Genomic DNA, 17166 nt, shown 5'->3' with positions numbered 1-17166 from the left:
TCCTCTATTAATCATTTAATTAGACTCAGAATTAGAATAATTAAAATCACACAAAATTATGAAAAAAAACCTTTCCGGAGTTTTCTTATCCAGAAAACATCTTATAAGAATTATGAAAATTTATTCTTTACTTATTTGTATTACTATTTCAAAGCTATTTTCATTTAATACATATTCTCAAAATATATCGATCTCCCTGGAGGAAGTTACATTGCAGATGGCCATTGAAGAGATTGAACAAAAAAGTGAATTCCGCTTCTTTTATAATAACAATTTGGTTGATATTTCAAGAAAAGTATCTCTTACAGCCACTAATGAGCGGGTAAAAAAAGTATTGTACGGACTATTTGATGATACTAATATAAATTTTAAGATTTATAAAAATCAAATAGTTTTATTTCCAAGAAATGTAAAAACATCAGATTTAGCGCTTAAGAATCTATTAGATTACATGGAAGAAAAATCGATAGAGCAAACCAATAAAAGTACCATTAGCGATAAAACTAAAACACAGCAAAATTTTGTAAGCGGTAATGTACTAAGTGAAGAAGGTTACCCTTTACCTGGGGTAAATGTGGTTATTAAGGGTACAAATAAAGGGACATTAACCGACTTTGATGGGAATTATAAATTAGAAGCAAATCAAGGTGATGCTCTGGTATTTTCTTATGTAGGTTTTGAAACCCAGGAGGTTATAGTAAATAAGAATACTATTGATGTAGCCCTAAAAGAAGATATTAGTAATCTAGAAGAAGTTATTGTAACCGGGTATGGTGTTCAACGAAAATCCAGACTTACAGGCTCGGCACTAAATGTAGATGTAAAATCAATTACTGCTACCCCAAGAGCAGCCTTACAGGAGAGTATTCAAGGTAATATTGCAGGTGTACAAGTAACTGCAAGTAGTGGGCAACCAGGAGCGTCTCCCAATGTAAGAATACGGGGAGTTGGATCATTTGAATCTGCATTTCCTCTATATGTTATTGATGGTTTTCAAACCACAAATTCTGCAGTGGTAACATCACTTAACCCAAATGATATTGAAGCAATTTCTATTCTAAAAGATGCTGCTGCTACTTCTATTTATGGAGTAAGAGGAGCTAATGGGGTAATCGTTATAAAAACCAAATCAGGTGTATCAGGTAAAACTCAGGTTTCATATAGCGTTCAATCTGGTTTGTCATCAGCAACTGTTGCAGAACGGTTTAAACCATTAAATACTTCAGAATTGCAAGAATTATTGGTAGAAGGAGTTCAAAATGCAGGAATACGCGATAACGATGCTGATGCATTAACTTTTTTGACTGATAATGGATTTAATCCAGATGTGAATACAGATTGGTATGATGAACTTACTAGAGATGGATTATATCAACAGCATAATCTCTCTGTAAGAGGAGGAGCAGAAAACACAAAATTTTATCTTTCTGGAGGGTATTTTAATCAAGAAGGAATTATTCTAAATTCTCAATTAGAACGGATGAATACGAGGTTAAAAGTCGATCATAAATTTACAGATCGTTTAAAACTGGACGTTAATATCTCTTATAACAAATCAATTTCTAAAGAAAGACCAAGAGGAGGACAGTTTGCCAATCCAGTTCGTTCGATATACAGAATTCGACCAGATATATCTCCTTATAATGAGGATGGAACATTTAATTTTGGGTTTAATAGTACTCATAATCCAATTGCCCAAGCGCAAGATGAGATACGAAAAGATATTGATCATAGAATATTAGCCGGAGCAGGATTATCATATGAAATTGTAAAAAGCCTCTCTTTTGAGTCTTTAATTAATATGAATCAAACATTTCAGGATGAGTTTGTAAGACTCCCTGCGGGTTATGGAGATGGAAGACCTTTAGGTAGGGGAGAACAGGATTCTAACTTCTTATTTTCCTGGCTGTTTAGAAATTTACTACGTTATAACCTGAATTGGAAAAACAATAGTTTAACTGCGTTTGGAGGGTACGAATTACAAAAAACCAGAAATAAATTCAGTGATCTTACTGTAGAAAATATTCCAGATGGGTTTGAAGATCTGAATAATGGTAGTACTCCAACCTTGGCTTCTACGAATAAAGCGCAAAGTGGTTTAAACTCTGTATTTCTTAATGCAGAATATTCACAAAATGATAAATATTTGATAAGTGGCTCTGTACGACGTGATGGATCTTCAAGTTTTGGCGAAAATAATCAATTTGCAATATTTTGGTCTGTTGGACTGGGATGGAATATAGCTAATGAATCATTTATGAACTCTGTAGGTTTTGTAAATGATCTGAAACTAAGATCGAGTTACGGTGTAAATGGTAATGACCCAGAGACGGGAATATTTAACCTATTTAGAGTTAATGATAGTGATGGTAACCCTGGTTTGATTTTTACATCTGTGGGAAATCCTGATATTAAATGGGAGTTAAACAAAGCTTTTAATGTAGGATTAGACTATTCTTTTTTAAATAATAGAATACAAGGTAGTGTTGATTGGTACACCAGAGAAACAACTGATCTACTAAGACAAAGACCTATTTCTGCTGCTAATGGAGATGGAGGAGAGGATGGTAGTGAAGGAAATAATATCGCAGAAAATATTGGATCAATGGAAAACACCGGGGTAGAATTCGATATTACTTCTCGTAATATTGTTTCGAATACCGAAGGATTTACATGGACTACAAATTTCAATTTTACAGCAAATAAAAATGAAGTTACTAAATTAAGTAGGGGAGGCGACCCAATAATAGGCGGTACTAGTATTGTGGCAATTGGAGAGGACATAGAAACTTTTTATTTACCACGATATGCAGGAGTAGATCCCGCAAATGGTAATGCTCTTTGGTATGTTGATGATACCAGAACAGAAGTAACTTCAAATTATAATAATGCAGACCAGGTAATTATAGGAAATGCAACTCCCGATTTTTATGCAGGTCTAAGAAATTCTTTTTCATACAAAGGAATTACTCTGGATTTTCAAATATATACTGCCTGGGGAGGTTTGGTATATGATACATGGAACAGGTTTACTAATAGTGATGGTTCTCGACGTTTATCTTCTACCGGAAATGTGAGTCGTGGTACTTATAACAGAAGATGGCAAAAGCCAGGAGATGTTACAGATATTCCAGCCTTTGTATATGGAAATGGGCAATCAGGTAGTTCTGCGCTACGGTCAAGTAGATTTGTGTATGATGGAAGCTATGTGAGATTAAGAGAAGTAACACTTTCTTATGATCTTCCATTAGCTTCAATAGAAAGAATAGGGCTTTCTAATGCCCGAGTGTATGTTAAAGGAACTAATCTATACACTTTTATAAAAGATGATCGATTAGAAAGAGATCCCGAAGCAGGATCAGACGGTAGATTGAATCAGGAAATACCTATTTCAAGTACATTGTTTTTAGGTTTAGACATCACATTTTAAACGAATTATCATGAAAAAATACACTTATATATTTATTACCATACTACTCACATTATCATCGTGTGAGGATACTTTAGAGCAACGTTTTTCTGATGCTGTTGAAGTAGAAGATGCAATTACAGATATCAACTCTTTGAAACTCGCTACTAGTGGAGCATATAGTTTCCTTGCAAATCCAGCGGTATACAACAGAACTTTTACGCTATTGCCAGAGATTATGTCGGATAATGCATTTATAGATGCTTTTGATAATACAGGAAGGTATTTAGAATTTGACGATTATATAGTTACATCAAATGATGCTAGAACTAACGAGGCATGGAATATTATATCTCGAATAATCGCTACTACTTCAATTGTAATACGTGAAGGTAAGAAATTATCTTTTCCCGAAACAGTACAAGAAGATGCAGATCAGTATATAGGAGAAATGTATGCGTTGAGAGCGTTGGCTTTTCATAATTTTCAGCTGTTATTTGCTCAACCTTATAATTTTACTATAGATGCTTCTCATTTAGGTGTTCCAATACCAGATTTTGAACTATTAGGTGATGGAGCAGATATTCAAGAACCTCCGCGGAGTACAACAGCTGTCGTTTATCAGCAAATAATTAGTGATTTGATGGAAGCTATTAATCTGATGCGTACAGAATCCAGACCTACAAGATTGGATATCAATGCTGCCAAAGGACTATTGGCAAGAGTGTACTTACATCAAGAGAATTGGGCTGGAGCCAGAGATATGGCTACCGATGTTATTAATACTAGCGGTAAAAGTTTGCTAACAAGGGATAATTATATTGCAGGTTGGGCAGAGGACTTTAACTCAGAAAGTTTATTTGTTGTAGCTAATAATGAAACTGATAATTCGGGTTCAAATTCAATTAGTCATTTTTACCTTAATTATAAAGATGCATTTGCAACTGATAATTTTAAGAGTAATTTATCTGATACAGATATTAGAAAAGAGTTGTACCCAGCAGATGGGGCAGTAAATCTAATACAAAAATTTCCTCGCAACGATACTCAGGATGATAATGTACATGTTTTACGACTTTCAGAGATGTATTTGATAAAAGCAGAAGCACATGCGCAATTAAATGAAGATACTGATGCTCAGCAAGCTTTAGATGTAATTATCCATCGTGCATTAGAAATACCTGTTCCTCCAGATACATTACCAGTATCAACAGAAACAGGACAAGCACTACAGGATAAAATTTTACTAGAAAGAAGAAAAGAATTAGCTTTTGAAGGATTTAGGCTCTTTGATCTTACCAGACATGGTATCACTTTTAATAAATACAGACAAGATGGGGATCCAATCGAGATTAATGCCCCAGCCAATAGAACAATCTTACCTGTACCTATTGATGAAATCAATGTAAATCCAAATATCGCTAATCAACAAAATCCAGGATATTAAAAACGAAACAAACATGAAAAGTATAAAATTTATATACCTCATAGGTTTAGTAAGTATCCTAGGTTGTGATACTGAAAACGACGTACTATTACCCTCTGAATTTAATTATATTTCTTTTAAAACTAATGAAATTAATGTTCTTGAATCTGATATGGGAGCTGTTACTACTACTTTTACATATTCGGGTGAACTTCTTTCTGAAGACCTAACGGTGAACTATACCGTGGCATTTCCAGATGAGGATGCTGCTCAAGAAGGAATTGATTTTATGCTTCCAGCAAGTTCGGGAAGCTTTATCTTACCTGCCGGGCAATCAACAGTAGATGTGATACTACTAGAATCTTTGGTTAATGATGATCTTTCTAAAGGATCAAGAGCAGTGACATTTAATCTTCAATCTATACAAGGCTATATCTTAGGGGAACCAGACAAAAGAGAAAATAAAAGTGTAACGGTGAATATTGGAGAAGATGATCTTTTTGAATTTGGATATACCAGTTTTGAAGAAGTACCAACTTTTGGAACCTTAACCAGATATCCGCGTCCAGCTGCAACACAAGATCCGTTACCAAATATTCAGGATACAGACCCGGCATCAGAAGTACCATATGTAAGTTATGTAAGTACAGGTGATGAGCTGGGTTTTACAGCGTCCTTTTTGGCTGCTAGCGTTAGTGCGATTGAACAGGAAATAATGGGAGTCTATAATACTACGGTTACTTCTGCAAACCCTGATAGTTTCGAAACTAATTCTATTGATGGAAACCAAGGATATGTAACATCCGATCTCGATGGCTTTGTAACACTAACCTTTGATGAAATTACGGGCTTAAATCCAGATGTGACTAATGCCGTGCTAGATATAAAATTGTTTTTTAGAACCACTTCGTGGGAAACAGAAGATGGAGTAGTAGTTTACTTTGAAACAGCAGATGGTTTAGGAGACCCCATTCTTTCTATTTTTGATGATGATGTTGAAGCTGTAGAAGGAACATGGCAAGAATTGAGAATACCAATACCAGATAACAAATTAGCTACAGGGAAATTAGTAGTAACATTTAGAAATGGTGCAGGTACAGAAATGATTATTTTAGATTCTATATCGATAAAAGGAATTTTATAGAAAAAAGTAAAGGGATTTGAGTTAGTTATTGATAATGGGTTCGATTGATATTAAAATTAGTCGAGCCCATTTTTATTAATCAAACTCTGACCAGTGACTGATATTATATTTCCATTTAAATCCATATCTTGTTAGCAGTAAAACACGATGTTTTGTGCGCCTAATTATAACTGGATGGATTATAAAATTCTTAATGAGAACCTGGTCTACGATGGTTTTTTAAAAGTAAAAAAGGCAGTAGTTACTCACGATCGTTTTCATAAAGATACTCCCATAACGTATTCTCGAGAAATGGTAGATCGGGGAGATTCTGTCGCAATTTTATTGTATGAAAAAAATACTGATCACCTGATATTGATTAACCAATTTCGTTATCCTACTACAAAAAATGGTAATGGCTGGCTTTTAGAGATTCCTGCCGGAGGTTTAGAAGAAAATGAAGATCCTGTTACATGTGCAATTCGTGAAGCTAAAGAAGAAACAGGATATCTAGTTGATAGTTTAGAGCATATAACTACATTTTATGCTACTCCAGGGGGCTCTTCTGAGCGTATGTATCTATATTATGGAGAAGTTTCTGAAAAAGATAAAATATATGTTGGGGGAGGATTACAGGAAGAGGATGAAGATATTGAGCTATGTAAGCACCATATTTCAGAAATTGATGATCTATTAGAATCAGGAAGAATATGTGATGCAAAAACCATTATAGCACTCCAGTGGTTTAAAACAACCTGGCTTTAAACTATTTTCAGGATACTTATATCGTATACGAAATGACTGCTTAATAATAGGCAGTAAAACAAAAAGAATCTTTATGAATTAAAAAAGAACTTGTTATTTGCAATTCATAGTAACGGTCACTTTTTTTAATTTCTTCCAGATTTGATGTTCGAGGGATTGCGGAGATATATTAAATAATACTAGGTGCTTATCTTGTAACTCACACATACTATACTTCACTGTGATATTTAGATTCACTTCTTTTTTTGTAGTAAAAGCATCATAAGTAAGTATTTTTCCTACATATACAGAACCATTTACTTTTTCAAAAAAAGCCTTAGACTTAGGTATTTTATTCTTTTGCTCTGAATCCATTTTGGATACCAAACGCATTAAGCCATCAAAATATGTTTCCATTTCAGACTCAAGTTTTTTAGCAGACAACTGTGGGTTTTCACTTAAATCCCACAAAAATGCATATGAAAAATAGTCAGAAGCGCCTTCTTTTCCCCATCCTGGAGCAAAACGCACATGTTCAATACCCGAATATTGTAAGGAAGTAGCAAATTCTAAAGGAAATTCAATAACTTCGCCCCTCCAATTTTCAGAAGCACTTAATAAATTTTTAGTATTGGAATCATTGCCACATTGAACAAATAATAACGTTATTATAATAAAAGGTATGGTTTTTGCAAAAGACATATTAAAGTGTTATTTTATGCAATAAAAATACAAAATTGTTTAATTACAGATTTTTCATAAATTTGTGTTAAAGGGAAAAAGAATACAAAACCTACAAAATGAATTATTATAGAGAATTTTTACTATTATTTATTTTCGCAATTCAGATGGCCCCAGCTCAGACTGAACAAGATCGAAAAGAAGCAGAGATTATTAATGTCCAAAAAGGAATTGTTGCCAAGCTCACTGGCCATGAACCTATTAGAGGAAGAAAAAAATTAAAAAGTAGATCAACCTCCTCCGAGAGGAAAACTACTGCCGATTTTTTGTTTAGTTCTTTAAAAGATATAGGACTTAAACCTGAAAGACATACTTATAATGTAAAGGATAAGAAAGGAAATTTATTTAATGGCGCAAATATCTTTGCAGAGATTCCGGCTACCAATGGTAGTGATGAATATGTTGTGATAGCAGCACATTATGACACTGTTAAGGACAGCCCTGGTGCGGTTCATAATGCTACAGGTGTTGCGATTGCATATTATGTTGCAATGAAATTAGCAAAATTAGAGGAACGCAAAATAAATTTCATGGTTGTATTTTTTGACCACTGGAAAAGTAATATGGTAGGTACAAGAATGTTTACCAAAAAATTGAAAGATGAAGAATATAATATTCATTCCATGCACCGATCTGATTATATGGGGTGGGATAATGATGAAGATAGAGCTATAGAAATGCTAGCATCTAGCCTTAGCCTAGAGTCATTATATCGTCTTGAATCTCCCGTGCCTATATATAAGAGAGAAGTGGCTACACCAGAAAGTAGATTTTTTGCCAATTTTGGTTTCGAAACTGTGACACTTACTGCAGAATTAAAAAATGCAGATAATTCACCGTTTGTACGTCAGAGTGAAGATAAGTATACAACGGTAAATTTTAAATACCTGGCATCTACTACTGATATCGTTCATGGAGTGATGAAATCTTTAGCTACAGATTAAAAAATAAAAACTATATTTTTAAAAGAGTTCTTACTTAAGTAAGAACTCTTTTAGTTTTTCATAACTATTTACTGTTATACTATGTTTTTCCTTATGCATTACTTTTTGGATTTGACTAGGGATTTCTATAGTTGTGTCCAAAGTTTCCTCGACTATATTTAGAAATTTCACAGGGTGTGCAGTTTCTAGAAATATACCATATTCATTATTAGTAAGTTCTTGTTTTTTAAGGCCTAAATACCCAACAGCACCATGCGGATCAGAAATATACCCTGTTTGGTTATATATCATCTTCATAGCCTCTCTGGTTTGATTATCATTAAAACTATAAGCAGAGAAGTTATTCTTAAGGTCAGCAAAATTATGATTAAAAAGCTGTTGTATTCTGATAAAATTACTTGGATTACCTACATCCATTGCATTAGAAATAGTAGCTTTTGATGGTTTTGGTTGGTATTCTGAAGTTTCTAAATACCTAACAACGGTATCATTTATATTGGTCGAAGCCACAAATTGTTTAACAGGAAGCCCTAATTTATGAGCAACAATTCCTGCGCAAATATTACCAAAATTACCACTTGGGACAGAAAACACGATATCTTTTTTCTTATGTTTAACCTGTTTGTAGGCAAACAAGAAATAAAATAATTGTGGGAGCCACCGAGCCACATTGATAGAATTTGCTGAGGTTAATTGTTTATGATCAGTAATGCTCGCATCTAGAAATGCAGTTTTTACCATTTCCTGGCAGTCATCAAAAACTCCGTCGATTTCTAATGCTGTTATGTTTTGCCCAAGTGTGGTTAGTTGCTTTTCTTGTATTTCACTTACTTTTCCACTTGGATAGAGAATAACCACATTTACACCTTTTACTCCTAAAAAACCATTTGCAACTGCACCACCAGTATCCCCAGAAGTAGCAACCAAAACAGTAACCTGATTTTCGTTATTTCTATTAAAATACCCTAAGCATCGCGCCATAAAACGAGCTCCTACATCTTTAAAAGCCATTGTAGGACCATGAAATAGTTCTAATGTTCCTATATTATTTTCAACTTCTATTACTGGAAAATCAAAACTCAAAACATCTGCCAGAATGTCTCGTAACTCTGGCTCTGGTATTTCATCCCCAACAAATTGATGTATAGCCTGATAGGCAATTTCAATGTTATCCAGATGTTCGATGTTTTCAAAAAACGAACTAGGTAATGGTGTTATGTTTTCTGGAAAGTATAATCCTCGATCTGGAGCTAAACCTTTTATGACAGCTTCAGAAAAAGATACTTTAGGAGCATTATTATTTAAACTATAGTATTGCATTGTTTTTTATTTTCTGTATTCAGTTTCTTCTATTATCTTAATTCCTTTGCTATTAATTTTTGAGATGTGTATATCAAAATCAATTCCTGTTTTGTTATAAATATCTTTTATTACATCTGCTACGTCGTTTGCAACCTTCATACCTTTACTCAACGCAAAAATAGAAGGCCCTGAACCAGATATTCCCGAACCCAAAGCACCCTTTGCAATAGCTGCATTTTTAACATTGTTAAATTCAGGAATTAAAATGGATCGCAACGGCTCGATAATCACATCGTCTAAACTTCTACCAATTAAATCATAGTCTTCTGTAAACAATCCGGCAACAAATCCACCAACATTTCCCCATTGATGAATTGCTTTTTTTAAAGTTACCTTATGTTTGATTACAGATCTGGAATCTGATGTTTTTACTTCAATTTGTGGATGAATAACTGTCATCACCAGGTCTTTTGGAGAATGTAATTTTATGATATCCAATGGGGCATAGCTACGTACCAAAGTAAATCCACCAAGAAGGGCAGGAGCAACATTATCTGCATGTGCATTACCGCTAGCTAATTTTTCACCTTCCATCGCAAATTTTACCAATTCGTGCGTGGTAAATGGGTTGCCCAATAAATAATTTACCGCCCAAACAGCACCAGAGCTACTGGCAGCACTACTTCCAATTCCGCTACCTGCTTTTATCTTTTTATAAATTTCTATAGCCACTCCTATGTTTTTTCCATATGCTTCAAGAAATGCTTCAACAGCAACACCAGCAACATTTTTGTGAGTTTCCATAGGAAGATTCGCTCCTTCAATTTTTGTTATTTTTACACCAGGATCTGCCGTGATCGAAATTATCATTTCATCGCCAACATTATCCAAGCAACATCCTAATACATCAAATCCACAAGAAAGATTAGCAACCGTTGCGGGAGCAAATATTTTAACACTTTTCATCTGTTCTTTTTTTAGTACGTTTTAATTGTCAGACTGATTTCATATTATTTACTTTTGCCGATTCTTATGATATCTGCAAAGATACCAGAAGCAGTGACTTCGGCTCCAGCTCCAGCTCCTTTAACAATCAAAGGTTGTTTTGGATATCGATCTGTATAAAAAAGTACAATATTATCACTTCCTTCTAGATTATAAAAAGGATGATCAGCTGGTATATACTGCAATCCTACTTTGGCATTTTCTGCTTCGTATTGCGCGACATATTTTAATCGACATTCTTTTTTGTTAGCCTCTGCCAGAATTTCCTTAAAATGTTCCTCATTTCGAGCTAGTGAATTAAAAAATTCATCTACACTTTTGGTTTCTAAGCTTTCCTGAGGAAGAAATGCTTCATTCTCTATATTTTCCAGCTCCATAATTTTTTCACTTTCACGAGCGAGGATCAGGATTTTTCGAGCCACATCAACACCACTTAAATCAATCTTTGGATCTGGTTCTGTGTATCCTTCTTGCTGAGCCTGTTTTACGATATCATGAAAAGTAGCTTCTTCTGTATAATTATTAAATACAAAATTAAGACTGCCTGATAATACAGCTTGTATTTTATGAATATTATCTCCAGAGGCAATTAAATTATTAAGAGTATCGATTATAGGTAAACCTGCTCCAACATTGGTTTCATATAAAAACGGAGCATTAAATTTTCTGGAGAGATCTTGTAATTCTTCATAATTCGAATATTCATCAGCACATGCAATTTTATTACAAGTTACTACAGCCATACTTTCTGCCAGGTAATGTTTATAAATCTTAGCAATATTGGGATTTGCAGTATTGTCTACAAAGATAGAATTACGTAGATTCATTTCTTTTGCCTTGGCGAAAAATGATTCTGCATTAGCCTTTTCTCCTTTTGGAAGTATTTCTTGCCAGGAGTCAAGGTCAATTCCCCCTTCATTAAAGATCATGTTTCTGGAATTTGACATACCAACTACTCGAATTTTAAGGCGTAGTTTATCTTTAAGGTATTTATTTTGCTGTTGAAGTTGTTCGATTAGTTTACTACCTACATTTCCTACACCAGTTATAAATAGATTTAACTGTTTAGTTTTTACTTCAAAAAATCGTTCATGTAATATATTAAGAGCTTTTTTAATATCTTTTTTAGCTATGACTACAGAAATATTCTTTTCTGAAGCCCCTTGGGCGATAGCTCTAATATTTACATTGTTTTTACCCAGTGTACTAAACATTTTGCCACTTAATCCCTGATGGTGATACATGTTATCACCAACCAATGCAACGATAGCTACATCATTTTCTATTTTTACAGGATCTAGTTTGTACTTAGAGATCTCGAATTCGAATGTAGTATCCAAAATGGTTTTGGCTTTCTCTGCTTCAGAAGCTTCAACGGCAAGACATATAGAATGCTCAGAGGAAGCTTGTGTAATAAGGATAACATTTATATTTTCTAGAAATAACGCTTCGAATAGGCGTTTAGAAAATCCAGGAATGCCAACCATGCCACTACCTTCCAGAGAAATGATCGCGATACTATCAATATGACTGATCCCGGTTACTGGTTTTTTTCTTTCATCTACCTTTCGAGTAATAAGAGTTCCTTGATCTTTGGGTTTAAAAGTATTTTTAATAACTATCGGAATATTCTTTTCTAATACAGGATGTATGGTAGGAGGGTAGATTACTTTAGCTCCAAAATGAGAAAGTTCCATAGCTTCCTGATATGAAATATGATGTACAGGTTTAGCTTGTTTTACTAATTTTGGGTTAGCAGTATATAGACCACTTACATCTGTCCAGATTTGCAATTCATTTGCATCAATAGCTGCTGCCAGAATAGCTGCTGTAAAATCAGATCCTCCTCTTCCTAGTGTGGTAGGTTCGCCATCTTGTGTTCTTGCAACAAAACCGGGAAAAAGACTTACTTTATGTGTACTACTATTTGTAAATTCTTTGATTCTGGTATTGGTTTCTTTATAATCAATTACGACTTTAGAGTTAATTGTTCTAACGATTAGCTCTCTAGAATCTTTTAAAACGATGTCTAAGCCTTTTATTTTGGCAGCTTCGGTGATAATATAAGAAGAGAGCATCTCTCCAAAACCTGCAATTACGGCAGCTGTCTTAAGAGATAATTCACTTAATAAGTACACGCCTTCACACAATGATTCCAAAGTGTTAAGTTCGGCTTTCACCTTACTTATTATTGCACTTTGGGATACTACAGGGATAAGAGTTTTTACAGCTTCAAAATGCCTTTTCTCAATTTCTGCCAGTGTGTTTTTATAGTCTTCATTGTTAGCAGAAGCTTCTTCTCCTGCTTGTAACAGTAAGTCGGTAATTCCGCCCATTGCAGAAACTACTACATATAAAGATTGCTTTTGAGATTGTTGTTTTATGATTTCTATTACACTTTCTATGGCCGATGCATTGGCGACAGAAGAACCTCCAAATTTTAGAACGTTCATGATATATTGTATTTTTTAAGTTGAAATTATTAATAAAAGCTTTGCTGGTAATTCTTTTTTTGTGAATTACGTATGTGGTGCGGTGGTAATATATAAATGAACTAACCCCTAAGGGTAATAATAGTAATAATAGTAGTAATAGTGCCTGTTGTAATAGAAGAAGCCTCAGATACGATAATCGTTCCTAAGGTAAATAATAAAGCCAATAAGAAAATGGTACTAAACATTTGTTTGCTTTACTTTGCGTGTTCAAATGTATAATTTTTTACTTTTAAAGAAAATTAAATTAACTGCATCCTTAAATTTTTACTAATTCAATAATTAATAACTTGTTTCATTATGTAATTCTTAGAAAATATATGAAACTGGCATGATTAAAATTATATTTAGTGTCTTTGAAGAAGGATTACCTAATTTATTAAAAGTTCTTAATGGAACTTCTAGAATAAAAACATGAATAAATATTAATACATATAGATAGATGAAAATATTTTCTGCGCAACAAATGCGTATGGCAGATGAAGCTACAATGGTAACTGCTAAGATTACATCATTAGAATTGATGGAGCGTGCTGCAACACAGATTTTTAATTTGATTCATAGTCGATTACAAGGATCTCCAATTATGATCCATGTTTTTTGTGGTATTGGGAATAATGGAGGAGACGGACTAGTAGTTTCGAGGTTATTGTTAGAACATGGGTATAATGTAAAAACTTACATCGTAAATTTTAGTGATAATAGATCTAAGGAATTTCTATCTAACTATGATCGATTAAAAGAAATTGCTAAAGATTGGCCTATCCAGCTTAAATGCGAAGAGGATTTTCCTCAACTTAAACGAGAGGATATAGTTATCGATGCCATTTTTGGTATTGGGCTTAACAGACCATTAGTGCCTTGGGTGGTTTCTTTAATCAAACACCTTAATACTTCGAGATGCTTTACTCTTTCTATAGATATTCCTTCGGGTTTATATTCTGATAAATCACCAGATAATCCTGAAGGAGTGATTTTTGCTAACGTTACAGTTACATTTCAATTACCAAAGCTTGTTTTCTTTTTACCAGAAACGGGTATGTATACACAAGACCTGCAGGTGATTGATATTGGATTGGATCGAAGTTTTTTAATGCAAAACCCGGGTATCGGAGTCTTGATTAATAAAAATGAAGTATTACCATTATATCGACCAAGGCATAAGTTTAGTCACAAAGGTACTTATGGGCATTGTGTAATGATAGGAGGGAGTTATGGTAAGATGGGAAGTATGGTCTTGGCAACTAAAGCTACCTTAAAGACAGGAGCAGGCTTAGTTACTGCATATATTCCCGAATGCGGATATGAAGTACTGCAAACGGCTGTTCCAGAAGCAATGGTTATTGCGGATAGTGATGACGAATTAGAAGAAATCGCTTTGGATTTTAAGCCTGCAGCCATAGGAATTGGGATTGGTCTTGGCACCGACGAAAAAACAGTTAATGCATTTAGAGAGTTTTTAAAGGAAAATGAATCTCCTCTTGTGATAGACGCTGATGGGATCAATATTTTGGCAAAAAACCCTGAGCTTCTTGAGAAATTACCAAAGAAAACTATTTTGACGCCTCACCCAAAGGAGTTAGAACGATTAGTGGGTAAATGGAAAGGTGATTTTGATAAAATTAAAAAAACCAAAGCATTTTCAAAACAATATGATTGTATTGTAATTATTAAAGGAGCAAACTCTATCACTGTATATGAAGATCAATTATATGTAAATAATACAGGAAATCCGGGAATGGCCACAGCAGGAAGCGGTGATGTGCTTACAGGGATGATTACCGGTTTGCTATCTCAAAGTTATGATCCTCTGCATGCTGCAGTTTTTGGAGTCTATTTACATGGAAGTTCTGGAGATATAGCCGTTCAAAAAACAGGTTTTGAAGGATTGATTGCGGGTGAAATCATATCTCATATAGGTCCAGCTTTTATAGAATTATTTAAAACACCTAATGTTGAAGGGCAACAAGGGAAATAACGAATACATTTTAACATAGGAGGAATATGTTTTTACATACAATTTTGTAAGCATTTTGGAGTTAATTTTATTGTAATCTAATTACATTTGAAAGATAATTAAAAAGCAAAGTGATGACAAAAACAAAATTATTTATAGCGGTTCTATTTTTTGGAGCGCTATTCAATTCGTGCTCTAATGATGATGACGGTCCAGCAGTTGCCACAATAGAATTAGAGACGATCGGATTAAAGCCTCTTACAGGAGGAACTGCTTATCAAGGATGGATTATTGTTAATGGACAACCTGTTAGTACTGTAAAATTTACTAACCCTGAAGGAGTGGTTCGCTTAGACGTATTTGCATCTGATCTTGCAAGTGCAACTCAGTTTATAGTGACTGTAGAGCCAGTGGGAGATATCGATAATGGACCTTCTGATACAAAAATTTTGACAGGTAATTTTAATGGTAATTCTGCACAACTTACTTTTCCGCCAGTAGTTGCTGATCTTTCTAGTACATCAGGTCAGTTTTTTTTAGCAACTCCTACAGACAATGTTGGAGGCGTGGATAACGGTAATGATGAATTTGGTGTATGGTTTATGAATGGTGATACTGCTCCTGGTTTATCTCTTCCTGCTTTATCTGCAGGATGGAAATATGAAGGTTGGGTAGATTTTGGTACTCAAATTTTATCTACAGGTACTTTTTCTGATGTTAGTGGTGTTGATGACGGAAATTTCTTTAAAGGTTCAGGAGGAACTGTTCCTGCATTTCCTGGAGAAGATTTTCTGGTTTTACCTACCCAAGTTCCTATTACAGGAATTACACTTCCTGCTGCTGTAACAAGCAAGAGAGTGTTTATTACGGTTGAGCCTATAGCAGATGGTGATCCTAAACCATTTTTTATATCACCACTTAGCGCAAATGCAGGAATTACAACTGGATCTGGAAACCCTGTAACGATGTTGTCCAATACTGTTGTTCCTTCAGGAATTGTGAAGAGACCGAATTAGTATTTTTAAATAGATATGGTATTATAAAAAGCTGTCTGATAAATTTATCAGCAGCTTTTTTTGGTTATGAATCTAAACGAGTTGTATATATTATCTCCTTGGATGAAAACTATGTATAACCTCGCTTAAGTGGCTTCGATCTATATGCATATATATTTCTGTAGTTGTAATACTTTCATGACCTAGCATTAATTGAATAGCTCTTAAATCGGCACCATTCTCTAAAAGATGAGTAGCAAAAGAATGCCTGAAAGTGTGAGGACTAACCTGTTTGTGGATTCCTGCTTTTTCTACCAGTCGCTTTATGATAGTAAAAATCATTGCTCGGGTAAGTTGTCTCCCTCTTCTGTTTAAAAACAAGGTATCTTCATGTCCTTTTTTGATATCAATATGATTACGAATTTCGGTGGTATAAATATCAATATATTTTTGAGTAGTTTCTCCTATAGGTACAAAACGTTGTTTATCACCTTTCCCGGTAACACTAATATACCCTTCATCAAAAAAAAGACTGGATTTTTTTAAGGTTATAAGTTCACTTACCCTTAAACCGCATCCATAGAGAGTTTCAATAATTGCCCGATTACGTTCTCCTTCTGGTTTGCCAAGATCGATTTGAGCAATAATGAGATCTATTTCTTCTACAGATAACGTATCGGGTAGTTTTCTTCCTATTTTTGGTGATTCTATGAGTTCCATAGGGTTGGTTTCTCTATAGTCTTCAAATACAAGGTAATTAAAGAAACTTTTTAATCCAGAAATAATTCTTGATTGTGAACGGGGATTAACCAATTTTGCTGTTTCAAAAATAAATTGCTGAAGTATATCTTTTTCAATAGAAAGGGGAGTAGTTGTTATATCTTGATGTTCTAGAAATTTTAATAACCTCTGAATATCAAGAGTATAATTAACAATTGAATTTTCAGATAACCCTCTTTCGATTTTTAAATAATGTTTGTAGTCTTTTATAGCGTGATCCCATTTCATTAATACTAAGATATGATATA

The 17166-nt window shown here is 34.1% G+C and carries 13 protein-coding genes; 7 read left to right on the top strand and 6 right to left on the bottom strand.

Going from position 1 to position 17166, the window contains the following annotated elements; translation table 11 throughout:
- The first annotated feature begins 58 nt into the window (after positions 1 to 58).
- The 4 genes from DG435_RS02470 (at position 59) to DG435_RS02455 (ending at position 6723) form a co-directional block, all read left to right on the top strand.
- Complete coding sequence (locus DG435_RS02470) at positions 59 to 3430, top strand: TonB-dependent receptor (protein WP_106791306.1); 3372 nt, start codon at positions 59 to 61, stop codon at positions 3428 to 3430.
- A gap of 10 nt (positions 3431 to 3440) precedes the next feature.
- Positions 3441 to 4856: a RagB/SusD family nutrient uptake outer membrane protein gene (locus DG435_RS02465; protein WP_106791307.1), complete on the top strand. Its 1416-nt coding sequence runs from the start codon at positions 3441 to 3443 to the stop codon at positions 4854 to 4856.
- Positions 4857 to 4869: 13 nt separating this feature from the next.
- Positions 4870 to 5979 carry a hypothetical protein gene (locus tag DG435_RS02460; RefSeq protein ID WP_106791308.1) on the top strand — a complete coding sequence of 370 codons (1110 nt, stop codon included), beginning with the start codon at positions 4870 to 4872 and terminating at the stop codon, positions 5977 to 5979.
- Between the two features lie 174 nt (positions 5980 to 6153).
- The gene (locus DG435_RS02455; RefSeq protein WP_106791309.1) at positions 6154 to 6723 is read left to right on the top strand and encodes an NUDIX domain-containing protein; all 570 of its coding nucleotides are present in this window, start codon (positions 6154 to 6156) and stop codon (positions 6721 to 6723) included.
- Between the two features lie 93 nt (positions 6724 to 6816).
- Here DG435_RS02455 and DG435_RS02450 read toward each other — a convergent pair whose 3' ends face one another.
- Positions 6817 to 7404 (bottom strand): hypothetical protein, encoded by a 588-nt coding sequence (locus tag DG435_RS02450; RefSeq protein ID WP_106791310.1) that lies wholly within the window; start codon positions 7402 to 7404, stop codon positions 6817 to 6819.
- Between the two features lie 98 nt (positions 7405 to 7502).
- On the opposite strand from DG435_RS02450, the gene DG435_RS02445 reads away from it, so the two are divergent.
- Complete coding sequence (locus DG435_RS02445; protein ID WP_106791311.1) at positions 7503 to 8387, top strand: M28 family metallopeptidase; 885 nt, start codon at positions 7503 to 7505, stop codon at positions 8385 to 8387.
- A gap of 30 nt (positions 8388 to 8417) precedes the next feature.
- On the opposite strand, the gene thrC is transcribed toward DG435_RS02445, so the two are convergent.
- The 4 genes from thrC to DG435_RS26010 form a co-directional block, all read right to left on the bottom strand.
- A complete protein-coding gene (gene thrC, locus DG435_RS02440; RefSeq protein WP_106791312.1) occupies positions 8418 to 9707 on the bottom strand; it encodes a threonine synthase in 1290 nt (429 codons plus the stop codon).
- A 6-nt stretch (positions 9708 to 9713) separates the two neighbouring features.
- On the bottom strand, positions 9714 to 10655 hold the full coding sequence (locus DG435_RS02435; protein ID WP_106791313.1) for a homoserine kinase: 942 nt from the start codon (positions 10653 to 10655) through the stop codon (positions 9714 to 9716).
- 44 nt (positions 10656 to 10699) lie between these two features.
- Positions 10700 to 13147, bottom strand: a complete 2448-nt coding sequence (gene thrA / locus DG435_RS02430; protein WP_106791314.1) for a bifunctional aspartate kinase/homoserine dehydrogenase I — start codon at positions 13145 to 13147, stop codon at positions 10700 to 10702.
- Positions 13148 to 13248: 101 nt separating this feature from the next.
- Positions 13249 to 13374, bottom strand: a complete 126-nt coding sequence (locus tag DG435_RS26010) for a hypothetical protein (protein ID WP_255409710.1) — start codon at positions 13372 to 13374, stop codon at positions 13249 to 13251.
- A 254-nt stretch (positions 13375 to 13628) separates the two neighbouring features.
- Here DG435_RS26010 and DG435_RS02425 point away from each other — a divergent pair, with 254 nt between their 5' ends.
- Both DG435_RS02425 and DG435_RS02420 read left to right on the top strand, forming a co-directional pair.
- Complete coding sequence (locus DG435_RS02425; RefSeq protein WP_106791315.1) at positions 13629 to 15164, top strand: NAD(P)H-hydrate dehydratase; 1536 nt, start codon at positions 13629 to 13631, stop codon at positions 15162 to 15164.
- Positions 15165 to 15277: 113 nt separating this feature from the next.
- On the top strand, positions 15278 to 16159 hold the full coding sequence (locus DG435_RS02420; protein WP_106791316.1) for an anti-sigma factor: 882 nt from the start codon (positions 15278 to 15280) through the stop codon (positions 16157 to 16159).
- Positions 16160 to 16249: 90 nt separating this feature from the next.
- Here DG435_RS02420 and xerD read toward each other — a convergent pair whose 3' ends face one another.
- Positions 16250 to 17146: a site-specific tyrosine recombinase XerD gene (gene xerD / locus DG435_RS02415; RefSeq protein ID WP_106791317.1), complete on the bottom strand. Its 897-nt coding sequence runs from the start codon at positions 17144 to 17146 to the stop codon at positions 16250 to 16252.
- Positions 17147 to 17166: the final 20 nt, after the last annotated feature.

This window comes from Aquimarina sp. Aq78 (assembly GCF_900299525.1).
In the GTDB taxonomy this organism is placed as follows: Bacteria; Bacteroidota; Bacteroidia; order Flavobacteriales; family Flavobacteriaceae; genus Aquimarina.
The sequence above is the reverse complement of the archived record's forward strand: the minus strand, read 5'-3'. Positions and strand labels throughout refer to the sequence as shown.